This is a genomic window from Streptomyces sp. NPDC001828, from assembly GCF_042892175.1.
GTDB lineage: Bacteria > Actinomycetota > Actinomycetes > Streptomycetales > Streptomycetaceae > Streptomyces.
Genome location: NZ_JBIATV010000016.1, coordinates 52,988 through 68,137 on the forward strand (window position 1 = coordinate 52,988; position 15,150 = coordinate 68,137).

Consider the following 15,150-nt stretch of genomic DNA (forward strand, 5'->3'; position numbering starts at 1 on the left):
CCGTTCAGGCCCGGTTGGACGTGCGGCCCGCCGGTGAGCCGCCCCGGGTGTAGAGCAGCAGCATCACCCGCGCCCCCGGCGACGTCACCGGCTCGGCGACGGACGTGGTCACCCGACCCGGGCCGTACAGCGCGTGGTTGAGGGGCCGCTCCGAGCCGTCCGGGTAGGCGATGGGCGCCGCGGCCGCCGCCTCGTACAGCGGCCCGGCCACCGGGTCCCGGCGCACGTCGGCCTCCAGGCGGGCCAGCGCCGCGTTCCCCGGACGCAGTTCCACGGCGTGCCGCAGCTGCGGCATCACCACCGGCGCCCAGGATCCCGCCCAGTCGGCGAGGACCACCTCGCGCGCCTCGGGGTCCAGGAGCATCCAGCGCATCGGGTTGGCCGGGGGCTCGCCGCGCGGGAAGAGCTCGGCGAACTCCTTGTTGTGCGCCAGCAGGTTCCACTCGGCGTCATTGATGTACGCGATCGCACCACTGATGCCGTCGACGGCCCGCTGCCACTCGACGGGCACGGTCAGGCCGGAGTCGCGGTGCAGCGGGTTCGGCGGCGCCTCGCGCCGGGTGAGCCGCCACAAGAACGCCCACTCCTGCTCGTCGAACCGCAGAAGGGTGGCCACGGCCGTCAGCAACTCGGCCGAGGGATGCGGGAGTTGACCGTTCTCGAATCTGTTGTACGTGCCCGGCGTGCGCTCCAGGAGTACGTCCAGCTGCTCCTGGCTGAGCCCGGCGGCGCGCCGCCCGGGGCCGGGGCGCCGGGGCGGGAAGCCCGCCGAGGTGGGACTGACGGCGGCACGCCGTTCGCGCAGCAGTGTCCGCAGGGCGGCGCGGTCGGCGGCGGCGGGATGCAAGGGGAGCGCCTTCCGTGGCGGGGGCGGTCGGTGGGGGCGGCCGTGGGGCGCGAAGCGGACCGCACGGCCATTATCTGCACCTGTGCCCCCTGGAAAGACCTCGGGGCCGCGATCACAATGGTCCCGTGGCCGCTTCGGGGGGAGCGGCCTGCCGGACGCCGACTGTCCCGTGCGTCCGGATTCTGCGGCAGGTACCGACACTCGCCACGATGCAGCGGCCTCGGTACCGGCCGCAGACCATTTTCCGCGCTCTACGAGATCGCGGTCCGCAGCTCCGCCAGGTCCAGCTGTTCCGTCTCGTCGTGGGCGGTCAGGTCGATGACCTCGCCGACGACCTTGTCGGGGCCCTGCTGCACCCGGTTCGCGAGGACCTCCTCGCCCACCACGTCCGCGAGGTCCTCGTCCTGGACGGCCTCGATCGCGGCCGCCTTGTGGTCCGTCTCGTGGTTCGCCCCGTGGTTCGCCCCGTGGTCCTCCCCGGGCTCGGCCGGCTCCGCGCCGCCCGTGCCGAAGAAGTCGAAGCTGCCCTCGGGACGCACCGCGCGGCGCGCGAGGTAGGGGACCACGGCGGAGGCCACCGGCGCGGGGGCCGCGGGCAGTTCGGCCTGGCGGGGCTTGGCGGTGAGGGCGGCCGACGGGCGGGTGTGCTCCCCGCTGCCGAGGGCCGCCGCGGGCTTCCCCTGCGGCTCCTCCGCCTCCCGGGCCGCGCGCGTGCGCGACGCCTCGGCCTCGGCGCGCGCCTTCGCCTGGCGTTCGGCACTGAGCGAGAGGGACTCCAGGGCGCGGGCGGCCGCGAGATAGGAGGCCGGCGTCGGCGTACTGCCGGACGCCGTGAGCGCCTTGGGGCCGCCGGACTCAAGCGCGAGCTGACGCCGGCCCTCCAGGGCACTGGCCCGCTCGGTCTCGGCGTTGGCGTAGCGCCGCAGCAGGGCCGCGTGCTCGCCGCGCAGCCCGGCCAGCTCCATGCGCTTGGTGCGCAGCTTGGCGTCGAGGCGGCCGCGCAGCTCGCGCGACTCCTCCAACTCCGTCTCCAGCTCGGCGATCCGCTCCTCGGTCCGCCACTGGTCGGCGGCGCGCGAGCGGGTCAGCTCCGCGACCCGGCGGCCCGCCGCCCGGTCCCAGGCGCGCATGAGCACCGAGCCGGTGACGCAGGCCGCCGCGGCGGCCGCGGCCAGCGCCCGCAGCGCCGTTGGCTGGTCGAAGAGCCAGGCGCCACCGGCGCACAGAACGGAGACGCCGGCGACGGCCGACGGCTGAAGGAGCCGGTGCAGCGGAGGGGAATGACGGTGGCGTCCACGTGGCATGGCCTGAAATTTACCGTGTGTAGCCCTCACATGGACCCCCACCCGTCAATCTGTTCCCCTGTAGTTACTCCGATCGCCAAATTCCGCTACTTCTTGATCAGTCCCTTGGACTGGAGATACGCCTTGGCGACATCGGCCGGCTTCGCGCGCTCGGCGTCGACCTTGCGGTTGAGATCCACGAGATCGGTGGTCGTGAGCGCCTTGGTCAGCTTGCCGAGCGCATCGGCTATCTCCTGGCCGCCCGCTTCCTTCGCATTGACGACCGGCAGGACGTTGTCCGCGTTCTGCAGCTTCTTGTCGTCCTCGAGCAGGACGAGGCCGTAGGTGTCCAGCGTCGCGTCGGTGGTGGTGGTCAGCACCAGCTGGTCCACCCCGTCCTTGACGGCCTGCTTCGCCTGCGGGGTGCCGACGCCCTTGGGGTCGATGCCGGTGACGTCGATGCCGTACTTGGAGGTGAGACCCGGCTCGCAGAATGGCCGGACCTTGCACTCGTCACCGGCGGCGATCTTCACCTTGGCCTTCGAAGTGCCCAGGTCGGAAAGGGTCTTGAGGTTGTTCTTGGTGGCGAATTCCTTGGTCACCGCGAACGCGTTCTGGTCCACCGCCTCGCCGGCCGGCAGAACCTTCAGTCCGCGCGGGCCCGCGAGCTTGGACAGTTCGGCCACGGTGGCCGTCACATCGCTGGAGGCGAGGGGCTTCGCGTTGGCGCCGTTCACCTTGGCATTGAGGAATTCGGTGAGGGTGGCCGCGTATTCCGGTACGACGTCGATCTCGCCCTTCTCCAGGGCGGGTTCGTACAGTTCGCGGTTCTTCACGGTGGTGACCGAGGTCGAGTACCCGGCGTCGGCCAGGACCTGCGAGTACAGCTCCGCGAGCACCGCGGACTCGGTGAAGCCGGCCGCGCCGATCACCAGCGAGCCCTTCTTCCCGCCGCCCGTACTGCTGGAGCCGCCCGAAGCGCTCGAACTGCTCTTGTCCTTGCTCTTTTCCAGGCTGTCGCCGCCGCACGCGGCGAGCGTGCCGGCCAGGGCCAGCGTGCCGAGCACCGCACCGGTCGTGCGCAGGATCTTGCTCATGAGGGTTTCACCGTCCAGGAGATGTCACGAAATCAAGGGAGTTGCGGGGTCACGGTGTGGGGGCAGCCGGGGCCGCCGAGGCGGGGCGGCTGGAAGCGGAGGGTCGGATACGGGCCGGACACGGGCTCACTGACGCTTGCGCAGCGGGCTGAAGAGGCGGTCGACCGTCACCAGAGCGCCCTCCACGAGCAGGGCGAGCGCCGCCACGAGCAGGGCACCCGCCACCACCTGGGGGGTGTTGTACACCGCGAACCCCTCCGTGACTATGCGTCCGAGCCCGCCCAGACCCGCCATCGCGGCGATCGTCGCCGTGGCGATGATCTGCACCGCCGCCGAGCGCAGGCCGGTCATGATCAGCGGGTAGGCGAGCGGCAGTTCCACCTGGAGGAAGAGCTGGCGGCCCGACATGCCCATGCCGCGGGCCGCCTCCACCGCCGCCGGGTCCACCTCGCGCATCCCGACATAGGCGTTGGTCAGCAGCGGCGGGACCGCGAAGAGCACCAGGGCGATCACGGTGGGCAGATAGCCCGCGTTGCGCAGCGGGGTCACCATGAACAGGGCGAGCACCGCGAAGACGGGGATCGCGCGGCCGACGTTGGAGATGTTGACCGCGAGCGCGCCGCCCTTGCCGATGTGGCCGAGCCACAGCGCGAGCGGCAGGGCCACCAGGCAGGAGACCACGAGCGCCAGCGCGCTCACGTACACGTGCTCGCCGAGGCGGTGCCAGGCGCCGTCGTCCCCCGACCAGTTGGCACCGGTGGTCAGCCATGTCCAGGCCTGCGGGAAAACCCCCATCGCTCAGACCGCCTTCGCCGTACGGATGCGGGTCCACGGCGTGAGCAGCCACTGGACGCCGAGGAGCAGCAGATCGGCGGCGATCGCGAGCACCACGCACAGGACGGACGCGGTGAGGATCTGCGCCTTGAAGAAGGTGGGCAGGCCCTGCTCGATCAGGTTGCCCAGGCCGCCGTGGTCGACGAGCGAGCCGATCGTGGTCAGCGCGACCGTGGCCACCGTGGCGATCCTGAGCCCGGCCATCAGGGCCGGCAGCGCGAGCGGCAGCTCGACCTCGAACAGGAGCCGCACGCGGCCGTACCCCATGCCGCGGGCCGCCTCCAGCGCGTCGGCGGGCACCGATTCGAGCCCGGCCAGGATGTTGCGCACCAGGATCGTCAGGGAGTAGAGGACCAGGCCCGTGATCACCAGGCCGGCCGAGAGGCCGAGCACCGGGAGCAGCAGCGCGAACATCGCGAGCGAGGGCACGGTGTAGAGCACGGTCGTGAAGCCGAGGACGGTGGCCGCGACGCCCTTGCGCCCGCGCGCGAGCAGCGCGAGCGGGAAGGCGATGAGCAGGCCTATCAGCACCGAGACCGCGGTGATCCAGATGTGCTGGACCGTCGCGTCGGTGAGCTCCTGGCTCCGGGAGCTGACGTATTCCCAGCAGATCCAGTCGTTCGCCGCCAGGCAGTTCCCCGCCACTCCCCCACCTCCCCCTGACACCTCGTCGGTGCCCCGAACGTACGTGCCAAAACCCTATCCCCGACCACTGACAATCGACCTGCGCCTTTGCAGTACAGCAACATGGGCTTCACACAAGCGCGCCCGCCAGCCTTCACAATGGGGAACCATGATCCGGTTCGAGCACGTCACCAAGCGGTACGCCGACGGCACCACCGCCGTGGACGACCTGTCCTTCGAGGTGGCCGAGGGTGAACTGGTCACCCTGGTCGGCCCGTCGGGGTGCGGCAAGACCACCACGATGAAAATGGTCAACCGGCTCATCGAGCCGACCAGCGGACGGATATTCCTGGACGGCGAGGACATATCGACCGTCGACCCCGTTCAACTGCGGCGCCGCATCGGCTACGTGATCCAGCAGGTCGGGCTCTTCCCGCACAAGACGGTCCTGGAGAACACCGCGACCGTCCCGCATCTGCTCGGCGTGAAGAAGTCCGTCGCCCGGGAGCGCGCGGCCGAGCTGCTCGACCTGGTCGGGCTCGACCCGAAGACGTACGGCTCGCGCTACCCGGAGCAGCTCTCCGGCGGCCAGCGCCAACGGGTGGGCGTGGCAAGGGCGCTGGCGGCCGACCCGCCCGTGCTTCTGATGGACGAGCCGTTCGGCGCGGTCGACCCGGTGGTGCGCGAGCGGCTCCAGAACGAGTTCCTGAGGCTCCAGTCGCAGGTGCGCAAGACGGTCCTGTTCGTCACCCACGACATCGAGGAGGCGGTCCGCCTCGGCGACCGCATCGCGGTCTACGGGCAGGGCGCCATCGAGCAGTTCGACGCCCCCGCCGCCGTGCTCGGCGCCCCCGCCACCGACTACGTCGCGGACTTCGTGGGCGCCGACCGCGGCCTCAAGCGCCTTTCGGTGACCCCGATCGAGGAGAGCGACCTCGACCAGCCGCCCGTGGTCCACCTCGACGACCCGCTGCCGGCCGACATCGCGCGCTGGGCGGTCGTCCTGGACGGCGAGGACAACCTGCACGGCTGGATCTCCGGCGAGCAGGCCCGGCTCGGCAAGGGCACCGTCCGCGAGCACGCCCGGCGCATGGAGGCCTGGCTGCCGGTCGGCGCATCGCTCAAGCAGGCCTTCGCCACGATGCTCCAGCACGACGCGGGCTGGATCGCCGTCATCGACCGCGAGGAGCGGGGCCGCTTCCTCGGTGTGCTCACCCCGGCCCGCCTGCACGAGGCGCTGCGCCGCTCCATCGACGCGGACGCGCAGGCGGTGCCCCGCACCGAGGTGCGGGTCGAGTCGGTGGAGTCGGTCAGCTCGCGCTGAGCCGCCCGCTGATCCACTCCAGGGTCGGCGGGATCTCGCGGCGCCAGGTGTTGAAGTTGTGGCCGCCGCTGTCCAGCGTGATCGAGGAGACGCGGCCCGGCGCCTTCACCTTCTTGATGAAGGCCTGGGTCGGCTTGTAGTTCTCCTCGCCCGAAAGGGAGCTGGTGACCAGGAAGGACGACTTGCCGGCCGGCAGGTGGTCCAGGCTCCACAGCAGGTTGGCGCGGTTCTTCTCGTGCTTGTTGCCGTGGAAGAGGTCACCGGTCGTCGGGTCGTCGGCCGCCTCGTAGTACGCCGAGAGGCCCGCGCTCGCCGCGAACCGCTCGGGATGCTGCATGCCGATCTTCAGGGCGCAGTAGCCGCCGGTCGAGTTGCCGATGAAGCCCCAGTTCTGCGGCTTCTTGCCGACCCGGTAGTTCGCCGAGATCGCGTCCGGCACGTCCTTCGCGAAGAACGTCTCGGTCTGCGGGCCGCCCGGTATGTTCACGCACTCGGTGTCCCGCTGGCCCGCCACCGTCGGGCGCATCATGATCAGGATCATCGGCTGCATCTTCTTCTGCTTGGCCTGGGCCCAGGCCGTCTTCGGGTACCTGAGGCCCTTGAGCAGGTTCTCGGCCGTGCCGGGGTATCCGGTCAGGACGACCGAGGCGGGGAACGTCTTGTTCTCGTACGCCTTCTGGAAGTACTCGGGGGGCAGGTACACATAGGCCGGGCTGGTGATCTTCGACTGCTCGCCGGCCAGGACGATCTTCTGTATCTCGCCGCCCAGCTGCGGCTTGCCCGCGCCGGGGGTGTCGGGCTTCTGCTTGGCGACGACCTGGATGTTCCGGCCGCCGGCCGAGTGGTCGACGACCTTGCCCATGTCCTGCTCCTGCCCGAACAGGTCCGCCCAGGACCCGTAGAACAGGAACGAGTTGTTGGCGGCCAGACCGACCGAGGCGAAGATCGCCAGCTGGGTCGCGAGCAGCAGCCCGATCCGGCCCGTCACGGCCTTCCAGCTGCGACGCGCCAGGCGCGGCCACAACCAGATGGTGACCGCGAACAGCACCACCGCCAGGAACACGGCGAGTGCCAGGACCTTGTTGCTCGTGAGACCCATGAGTCGATGAAACTTTCTGACTGAGATTTTCCTGAGACCGAGGGAACCCGCCCCCCACAAGTCCCGTCCTAGAGGACGCAAATTGTCCGGCTGGACGGTGCGGACGCCGTCCCCCGGCCAACTGAATCTCTCGCGGAGTCACGGGAAGCGATGTCTGTCAGGATAGATGGGGACAAAAACGGATCGGTTCCGACTCGTGTACGAAAGGTCCTCCGCGGGCCGCGCCCCGAGTCGGTTCCCAAGCTGGTCGGTACGGCCTGCACGATCGTGGGCCTCCTGGACGTCGCGGCCGGAGTCTTCGATCGCGTCCGGCACAGTCGGTTCCACACCGTCAGCGAGGTGCTGCCGGGCACCTTCGGCCCCTTCGCGGCGGCCGTGGCACTGTGTGCCGGCATCCTGCTGCTGCTCCTCGCGCACGGCCTGAAGCGCCGCAAGCGACGAGCCTGGCGGGCCGCCGTGGTGCTGCTGCCGATCGGGGCGGTGGCCCAGTTCTGGTACCGGCACTCCGTCGTCGGGGTGCTGATCTCATTGGTACTTCTCACCCTGCTCGTCCGCCACCGGAGCGAGTTCACGGCTCTGCCCGACCCGCGCAGCCGCTGGAAGGCCGTCGCCAACTTCTTCCTGATGGGAGCGGGATCGCTGGGCCTCGGCCTGGTGATCGTGAGCGTCCACCCCAACCGCACGGTCGGCAACCCGAGCATCGTGGACCGCATCCAGCACGTGATGTTCGGCCTGTTCGGCGTCGAGGGGCCGGTCGAGTACCAGGGCAAGACCAGCTGGACGGTCGGCTACTCGCTCGGCGCGCTCGGCCTGCTCACCGCGATCACCACGATCTACCTGGCGTTCCGCCCCGAGCACCCGGCGGCCCGGCTCACCCAGGACGACGAGCACAAGCTGCGCGAACTGCTCGCCAAGCACGGCGCCCGCGACTCGCTCGGCCACTTCGCCCTCCGCCGCGACAAGGCCGTCGTCTTCTCGCCCAGCGGCAAGGCGGCCGTCACCTACCGCGTGGTCTCCGGCGTGATGCTCGCCTCGGGCGACCCGATCGGCGACGTCGAGGCCTGGCCCGGCGCCATCGAGCGCTTCATGGACGAGGCCAAGGCGCACTCCTGGACCCCGGCGGTCGTCGGCTGCTCGGAGACCGGCGGCGAGGTCTGGACCCGCGAGACCGGGCTCGACGCGCTGGAGCTGGGTGACGAGGCGGTGGTGGACGTCGCGGATTTCTCCCTCGCCGGACGCGCCATGCGGAACGTACGCCAGATGGTCAAGCGCATCGAGCGCAATGGCTACGAAACCCGCGTACGGCGCGTTCGTGACCTCTCCGACGGTGAGCTCGAGCGCGTCCGCCGGGCCGCCGAGGACTGGCGCGGCACGGACACCGAGCGCGGCTTCTCGATGGCGCTCGGCCGCATCGGCGACCCGAACGACGGGGACTGCGTGATCGCCACGGCCCACAAGGCCGACGACGAGGGCGCCGTCCCCTCCCCCTACGGCGACCTGAAGGCCATCCTTCACTTCGTCCCCTGGGGCAAGGACGGAATGTCGCTGGAGATGATGCGCCGCGACCGCGCGGCCGACCCCGGCATGAACGAGCTGCTGATCGTGGCCTCCCTCCAGGCCTGCGAGAAGATCGGCGTACGCCAGGTATCGCTGAACTTCGCGATGTTCCGCTCGGCGCTCGCGCGGGGCGAGAAGATCGGCGCGGGGCCGGTGCTGCGGCTGTGGCGGGGGCTGCTGGTCTTCCTCTCCCGCTGGTTCCAGATCGAGTCGCTGTACAAGTTCAACGCGAAGTTCCAGCCTCGGTGGGAGCCGCGCTTCATGGTCTACCGGGCCCACGCGGACCTCCCTCGCATCGGCTTCGCCGTGATGCAGGCGGAGGGCTTCGTGAACCTGGGTCTCCCCGCCCCCCTGGCCCGCCTCACCCGGGCGGTCCGACGGGACCGCGGCGCCTGCGCGCACGTCCCTCCGGGCAAGCAGGGCGCGACGGCGGCGTAGCCGCCACCACCCCCTCGAACCCCGGTTCCGGGTCCCCCTGCGGGGGCCTGGGCCGGGGTTCCGCGTTTACCCCCTCGCGGGGAGCCCGCCGGGAGCGCTGCGGAAAGCTCGGGGCGCTCCTGGCAGGACCGGTGCGGGGCCGCACCGGGCGTCTCAGCCCGCCGCGGCCCCGCCCAGGCGTCAGGCGTTCTGCAGCTCCGGGTCCGGGGCTTCCGAGGACGCCGTGACCCGGCGGGCGCGGAGGCCGTCGGAGGAGAGGCCCACCAGGGCCACGCCCACCACGAGCACGAACGCGACCCCGGCCAGCGCGAAGCTGAGCGTGAACTGGCTCTCCGCCGGCAGCGGAGGCACCCCGGCCGGCAGGCCGGAGAGCACCTTCGAGGCGAGCAGCGACGTGATCACCGCACTGGCGATCGCGGAGCCGACCGACCGCGAGATGGAGTTGATCCCGTTCGCGATGCCCGTCTGGTGGTGCGGGACGCTCGCCACGATGAGCGCCGGCATCGCCGCGTACCCGAAGCTGATGGCCGCTCCGATCAGCATGCCCGCGAGGATCACGGACGCCGTCGAGTCGTGCGCCCCGGTCAGCCAGGCGAAGCCGAGCACACCGAAGGCCGCGCCCGCCGCGAGCGTGAAGCGCGCTCCTATCCGCCCGACGAGCTGCCCGCCCAGCGGCGCGGCGACCAGCGAGACGAGCGTGGTCGGCAGCAGGTACTCGACGGAGGCCCGCAGCACCGAGGCGGAGAACCCGTAGCCGGTGAGGCGGTCCGGCATCTGCACCAGGTACGAGACGCCGATGAACTGGGAGAACATCGCGAAGCCGAGGAGCAGCCCGGCCAGGTTGGTGAAGAGCACCGGCCGGTGCGCGAACATCCGCATGTCGACCATGGGCGCCGCGACCTTGCGCTCGACCAGGACCCACACCCCGGCCATCACGACCGCGCCGACGAAGAGGCCGACCGTACGGGCGGAGGACCAGCCCCACTCGTGGCCCTGCGAGATGGGCAGCAGAAGCAGGACGAGGAAGGCGGCCAGGGTGGCCGCGCCGAGCCAGTCGGTGCGTCCGCCCGTCTTGTTGCGGGAGGCCGGCACGACGGCGATGACCGCGACGAGGGCGAGGACCGCGAGGATCACGGCGAGCCAGAGGACCCGGTGGTAGTCGGGGTGCGAGCCCTGCGTGAGCAGCCCGGCGCCGACGAGCGCGAGGCCGCTGCCGAACGCGAGGGTGCCGCTGACCAGCGCCATCGCGCCGTGCAGCTTCTGCGCCGGTATCTCCTCGCGCAGCACGGACAGCGCCAGCGGGAAGATCGCGGTGGCCGCGCCCTGGAGCACCCGGCCGATGATCAGCAGGACGAGCGAGCTGGTGGTGGCGGCGAGCACGGAGCCCACGACCATGACCACGAGCACCCCGATCAGCGTCGGCTTCTTGCCGTGCATGTCGCCGAAGCGGCCGAGCAGCGGGGTGAAGACGGCCGCCGAGAGCAGGGTCGCGGTGGTGACCCAGCTGACGCCCGAGGTGGTGGTGCCGAGGTCGTTCTGGATGATCCCGAGGATCGGCACGACCAGGGTCTGCATCATCGAGACGACCATGGCGGCAAGGCCGAGGACCAGGACGAGCCCGGTACCGCCGCTGGGGCGTTGGTTAGTGGTCACTTTTTCTTCCGTACGGCAGGAGTAGGTACTTGAGCACATGGAAGCTTGATTACCTCAAGCAACTTAATGAAGGTAAACATCAAAGGTTGAGGTAGTCAAGTTTCGCTCGAACCACGGGTACAGTGGACGGCATGCCTGGAACCAGCCGCCCGACCGCCGTCAGCAACGCCGCGCTCATGGACGCCATCTGGGACTCCCTGGCCGGCTTCTACGGCGACTTCACCTCGGCCGCCGCCGACGAGGGCCTCACCTCCAGCCAGGCCAAGACCCTGACCGTGCTGCGCCGGGGCCCCGCCTCCATGCGCTCGCTCGCCACCACGCTGCACTGCGACGCGTCCAACGTGACCGGGATCATCGACCGCCTCGAAGCCCGCGCCCTGGTGCGCCGTGAGCCCAGCCCCACCGACCGCCGCGTCAAGAACGTCGTCCTGACGGACGACGGCATGCGCACCGTGGAGACCGTCCGCACCGGCATGCTCGCCACCCACACCGCCCTCGACGGGCTCCCCGACGCCGACCGCGTCGCCCTGCACGATCTCCTCCAGCGCCTTTTCGCCACCCCCGAGCGTGGTCCTGGAACGCCCGGCTGACGCCTAGGCTTGACGTATGAGTACGTGGAACGCGCGGGGGTCCGTCGAAGGCCTGCCCGAATGGGACCGCTGCGCGGTCATGGGCGTGGTCAACGTGACGCCCGACTCCTTCTCCGACGGCGGCAGGTGGTTCGACACCTCCACCGCCGTCAAGCACGGCCTCGACCTCGTCACCGAGGGCGCCGACCTCGTCGACGTCGGCGGCGAGTCCACCCGCCCCGGCGCCTCCCGTGTGGACGAGGACGAGGAGCTGCGCCGCGTCATCCCCGTCGTACGGGGCCTGGCCGCCGAGGGCGTCACCGTCTCCGTCGACACCATGCGCGCCCGCGTCGCCGAGCAGGCGATCGCGGCGGGCGCGGTCCTGGTCAACGACGTCAGCGGCGGTCTCGCCGACCCCGCGATGATCCCCGCCGTCGCCGCCACCGGCGCCCCCTTCGTGGTCATGCACTGGCGCGGCTTCAGCCAGGACATGAACAACCGCGCCGTCTACGCCGACGTGGTCGCCGAGGTCGTCGCCGAGCTCCGCGCCCGCACGGAGGCCGTCATCGAGGGCGGCATCGCCCCCGAGCGGCTCGTCATCGACCCGGGCCTCGGCTTCGCCAAGCAGGCCGACCACGATCTCGCGCTCGTCGCCCACCTCGCCGAGCTGCGCGCGCTCGGCCGCCCGGTCCTGGTCGCCGCCTCCCGCAAGCGCTTCCTCGGCCGCGTCCTGGCCGGCCACGAGGGCGCCCCGCCGCCCGCCCGCGAGCGCGACGCGGCCACCGCCGCCGTCTCCGCCATCGCCGCCCACGAGGGCGCCTGGGCGGTCCGCGTCCACGAGGTGCGGGCCACCGCCGACGCCGTCCGCGTGGCGCACGCCGTAGAGGGAGCCCGGTGAGCGCGCGCACCGAGAGCGAGGCGGTCGAGCGCGCCAACACCGCGTTCTACGAGACCCTGGAGCGGGGCGACTTCGACGAGCTGTCCGCCCTCTGGCTGGACGCCACCGAGGCCGGCGACACCGGGATCTCCTGCGTCCACCCGGGCTGGCCGGTGCTCTCGGGACGCGGCGAGGTGCTGCGCTCGTACGCCCTGATCATGGCGAACACGGAGTACATCCAGTTCTTCCTGACCGATGTGAAGGTCGTCATCCTCGGCGACACCGCGCTCGTCACCTGCACCGAGAACATCCTCAGCGGCGGCCCCGCCGAGGAGAGCGGCGAGCTGGGCCCGCTCGTCGGCCAGCTCGTGGTCGCCACCAATGTGTTCCGCCGCACATCCGAGGGCTGGCGCCTCTGGTCCCACCACGGCTCGCCGGTACTGGCCGAATCGGGCGACGAAGAGTCGGAAGAGGACTGAATCCGGGCACGATTGGGGACTTCGGAAGGCTGAAGCCGGAGTCTCGGAGGGTTGAAGCCGGAGTCATCGGGTAGGGGCGGCTACCAGGCCTGTCCTGATCTGTCCATAGCCCCCGTGGGCGAGCAGTGTCAGTGCCCGCAGGTAGATTCGATTGTGGGCACCATGCCGCCCGCACGCGGCCGCATGCCCGTCTGACCAACGACAGCAGGAGTGATTCGCGTGGATCGTGTCGCGCTGCGCGGCCTCAAGGCCCGTGGGCACCATGGCGTCTTCCCCCGGGAACGCGAAGAGGGCCAGACCTTCATCGTGGACCTGGTGCTCGGCCTCGACACCCGCCTCGCGGCGGCCGACGACGACCTGGCGAAGACCGTGCACTACGGCGTGGTGGCCGAGGAGGTCGTGGACGTCGTCCAGGGCGAGCCCGTCGACCTGATCGAGACGCTCGCCGAGCGGATCGCCCAGCAGTGCCTCAAGCACGAAGGGGTCCAGGAGGTGGAGGTGGTCGTCCACAAGCCCGACGCGCCGATCACCGTCCCGTTCGACGACGTGACCATCACCATCACCCGGAGCCGAGTATGAGCGTGTTCTCGCAGGGGGCCGCGCAGAGCGACCCGACCGTACAGCCGGTGCCCGCCTCCGTGGTCGAGCAGGTCGACGCGGCGGACGTGACGCTCTCCAACCCGCGCCGCGCGATCATCGCCCTCGGGTCGAACCTGGGCAACCGCCTGGAGACGCTCCAGGGCGCCATCGACGCCCTGGAGGACACCCCGGGCCTGCGCGTCAAAGCCGTCTCGCCGGTGTACGAGACCGAGCCCTGGGGCGTCGACCCCGGCTCCCAGCCCTCGTACTTCAACGCGGTCGTCGTCGTGAAGACCACCCTGCCCCCGGCCTCGCTCCTGGAGCGCGGCCACGCCATCGAAGAGGCCTTCGACCGCGTCCGCGACGAGCGCTGGGGCCCGCGCACCATCGACGTCGACATCGTCGCCTACGCCGACGTCGTCTCCGACGACCCGGTCCTCACCCTGCCCCACCCCCGCGCCCACGAGCGCGCCTTCGTGCTCGCCCCGTGGCTCGACGTGGACCCCGAGGCCCAGCTGCCCGGCCACGGCGCGATCGCGGACCTGCTGAGCGGCGTGGGCCGCACCGGCGTACAGCCGCGCGCCGATCTGGAACTCCGCCTGCCCGAGTAGTCGTTACGCTTCTTAAGGTCGATCACTCGAGACGCGAAGGGCCCTACTCCGTGAAGCAACTGCGCCTGGGCGTGCTGGCCGGTCTTTTCGCCATCGCCGGAGTGCTCTCCTGGGCGGGCGCCCGGCTGTGGGACTCGGTCTCCACCCTGCCCAGCGTGCCGCTCGCGGCGCCCATCGTGCTCGGAGTGATCGCGGTCGTCCTGCTCGCGACCGGCCTTTCCATCCGCGCCCGGCTGCGGGCCCAGCGCGAGCGCCGCCCGGGCGCCAAGGGCGTGGAGCCCCTGATGGCGGCCCGCGCGGTGGTCTTCGGCCAGGCCAGCGCCCTGGTCGCGGCCCTGGTCTGCGGGATGTACGGCGGCACGGGCGTCTACCTGCTCAGCTACCTCGACGTCCCGGCCCGCCGCGACCAGGCGATCTACGCCGGCTTCTCGGTGCTCGCCGGCATCGCGGTGGTGGCCGCCGCGCTGTTCCTGGAGCGCGTCTGCAAGCTGCCCGACGACGAGGACGACAACACGGCCCCGGTCACCTGAGGCGCCGTCACCCCCGCCGCGACGCCGAACGGCCCCGCCCCCCTGCCGAAGCAGAGGAGCGGGGCCGTTCGCCGTCAAGGGGCCCCATCCCGCCGGGAGTTCGGCGGTACGGAGTCCAGCGGGCCGCGCTCGGGCTCAGCGGGCCAGGATCAGGCTCATCGCCTCGCTGCGCGTCGCCGGGTGGCGGAGCTGGCCGCGGACCGCCGACGTCGTCGTCTTCGCACCGGGCTTGCGTATGCCGCGTACCGACATGCACATGTGCTCGGCCTCGATCACCACGATGGCGCCGCGCGCGTCGAGGATGCGCATCAGCGAGTCCGCCACCTGGGTCGTGAGGCGTTCCTGCACCTGGGGCCTGCGGGCGAACACGTCCACCAGGCGGGCCAGCTTGGACAGGCCGGTGATCTTGCCGGACTCGGCGGGGATGTAGCCGACGTGGGCCACCCCGTGGAACGGCAGCAGATGGTGCTCACAGAGGGAGACGATCTCGATGTCCTTCACCAGGACCATCTCGTCGTGGCCCAGGTCGAACGTCGTCGTCAGGACCTCCTCGGGCGTCTGCCGCAGACCCGCCAGGATCTCCCGGTAGGCCCGGGCCACCCGCGCCGGCGTCTCCTGGAGGCCCTCGCGGTCCGGGTCCTCGCCGACGGCTATGAGGAGCTCGCGCACCGCGTTCTCGGCCCGCTTCTCGTCGAACTCGCCGATCTTGGCCTCGCCGTCCAGCGTCACCGGGTCGGTCATCTGTGCCT

The 15,150-nt window shown here is 71.1% G+C and carries 16 protein-coding genes; 8 read left to right on the plus strand and 8 right to left on the minus strand.

Features of this window, described 5'->3' with window-relative positions:
• Nucleotides 1-4: 4 nt before the first annotated feature.
• The 5 genes from ACFYZA_RS34340 to ACFYZA_RS34360 form a co-directional block, all read right to left on the minus strand.
• Entirely contained in the window at nt 5-847 is an 843-nt protein-coding gene (locus ACFYZA_RS34340; protein ID WP_382595723.1) for a helix-turn-helix domain-containing protein, read from the minus strand.
• 251 nt (nt 848-1,098) lie between these two features.
• Nucleotides 1,099-2,151 carry a hypothetical protein gene (locus tag ACFYZA_RS34345; protein WP_388494490.1) on the minus strand — a complete coding sequence of 351 codons (1,053 nt, stop codon included), beginning with the start codon at nt 2,149-2,151 and terminating at the stop codon, nt 1,099-1,101.
• 86 nt (nt 2,152-2,237) lie between these two features.
• A complete protein-coding gene (locus ACFYZA_RS34350; protein WP_388494491.1) occupies nt 2,238-3,227 on the minus strand; it encodes an ABC transporter substrate-binding protein in 990 nt (329 codons plus the stop codon).
• Between the two features lie 126 nt (nt 3,228-3,353).
• Nucleotides 3,354-4,022 carry an ABC transporter permease gene (locus tag ACFYZA_RS34355; RefSeq protein WP_388494492.1) on the minus strand — a complete coding sequence of 223 codons (669 nt, stop codon included), beginning with the start codon at nt 4,020-4,022 and terminating at the stop codon, nt 3,354-3,356.
• A gap of 3 nt (nt 4,023-4,025) precedes the next feature.
• Nucleotides 4,026-4,706 carry an ABC transporter permease gene (locus tag ACFYZA_RS34360; protein ID WP_382595735.1) on the minus strand — a complete coding sequence of 227 codons (681 nt, stop codon included), beginning with the start codon at nt 4,704-4,706 and terminating at the stop codon, nt 4,026-4,028.
• A 148-nt stretch (nt 4,707-4,854) separates the two neighbouring features.
• On the opposite strand from ACFYZA_RS34360, the gene ACFYZA_RS34365 reads away from it, so the two are divergent.
• The gene (locus ACFYZA_RS34365; RefSeq protein WP_382595738.1) at nt 4,855-6,009 is read left to right on the plus strand and encodes an ABC transporter ATP-binding protein; all 1,155 of its coding nucleotides are present in this window, start codon (nt 4,855-4,857) and stop codon (nt 6,007-6,009) included.
• Here the strand turns inward: ACFYZA_RS34365 and ACFYZA_RS34370 are convergent.
• Nucleotides 5,996-7,108, minus strand: coding sequence for an alpha/beta hydrolase (locus tag ACFYZA_RS34370; RefSeq protein WP_382595741.1), 1,113 nt, complete (start codon nt 7,106-7,108; stop codon nt 5,996-5,998). The genes ACFYZA_RS34365 and ACFYZA_RS34370 overlap by 14 nt on opposite strands.
• A gap of 150 nt (nt 7,109-7,258) precedes the next feature.
• On the opposite strand from ACFYZA_RS34370, the gene ACFYZA_RS34375 reads away from it, so the two are divergent.
• Complete coding sequence (locus ACFYZA_RS34375; protein ID WP_382595744.1) at nt 7,259-9,103, plus strand: phosphatidylglycerol lysyltransferase domain-containing protein; 1,845 nt, start codon at nt 7,259-7,261, stop codon at nt 9,101-9,103.
• 180 nt (nt 9,104-9,283) lie between these two features.
• Here the strand turns inward: ACFYZA_RS34375 and ACFYZA_RS34380 are convergent, their stop codons facing one another.
• Nucleotides 9,284-10,756 (minus strand): MFS transporter, encoded by a 1,473-nt coding sequence (locus ACFYZA_RS34380; protein WP_388494493.1) that lies wholly within the window; start codon nt 10,754-10,756, stop codon nt 9,284-9,286.
• A gap of 131 nt (nt 10,757-10,887) precedes the next feature.
• On the opposite strand from ACFYZA_RS34380, the gene ACFYZA_RS34385 reads away from it, so the two are divergent.
• The 6 genes from ACFYZA_RS34385 (at nt 10,888) to ACFYZA_RS34410 (ending at nt 14,401) form a co-directional block, all read left to right on the plus strand.
• Complete coding sequence (locus ACFYZA_RS34385; RefSeq protein ID WP_382595750.1) at nt 10,888-11,346, plus strand: MarR family winged helix-turn-helix transcriptional regulator; 459 nt, start codon at nt 10,888-10,890, stop codon at nt 11,344-11,346.
• A 16-nt stretch (nt 11,347-11,362) separates the two neighbouring features.
• A complete protein-coding gene (gene folP, locus ACFYZA_RS34390) occupies nt 11,363-12,223 on the plus strand; it encodes a dihydropteroate synthase (protein ID WP_388494494.1) in 861 nt (286 codons plus the stop codon).
• Nucleotides 12,220-12,681 (plus strand): nuclear transport factor 2 family protein, encoded by a 462-nt coding sequence (locus ACFYZA_RS34395; RefSeq protein ID WP_382595756.1) that lies wholly within the window; start codon nt 12,220-12,222, stop codon nt 12,679-12,681. The genes folP and ACFYZA_RS34395 overlap by 4 nt, the downstream gene beginning before the upstream one ends.
• Before the next feature lie 219 nt (nt 12,682-12,900).
• Nucleotides 12,901-13,260, plus strand: a complete 360-nt coding sequence (folB, locus tag ACFYZA_RS34400; RefSeq protein WP_053731208.1) for a dihydroneopterin aldolase — start codon at nt 12,901-12,903, stop codon at nt 13,258-13,260.
• A complete protein-coding gene (gene folK, locus ACFYZA_RS34405) occupies nt 13,257-13,871 on the plus strand; it encodes a 2-amino-4-hydroxy-6-hydroxymethyldihydropteridine diphosphokinase (RefSeq protein ID WP_382595759.1) in 615 nt (204 codons plus the stop codon). Before folB ends, folK begins: the two co-directional genes overlap by 4 nt.
• 50 nt (nt 13,872-13,921) lie before the next feature.
• A complete protein-coding gene (locus ACFYZA_RS34410) occupies nt 13,922-14,401 on the plus strand; it encodes a DUF3180 domain-containing protein (RefSeq protein WP_382595762.1) in 480 nt (159 codons plus the stop codon).
• A 135-nt stretch (nt 14,402-14,536) separates the two neighbouring features.
• Here the strand turns inward: ACFYZA_RS34410 and folE are convergent, their stop codons facing one another.
• Nucleotides 14,537-15,142, minus strand: a complete 606-nt coding sequence (folE, locus tag ACFYZA_RS34415) for a GTP cyclohydrolase I FolE (protein ID WP_382595766.1) — start codon at nt 15,140-15,142, stop codon at nt 14,537-14,539.
• Nucleotides 15,143-15,150: the final 8 nt, after the last annotated feature.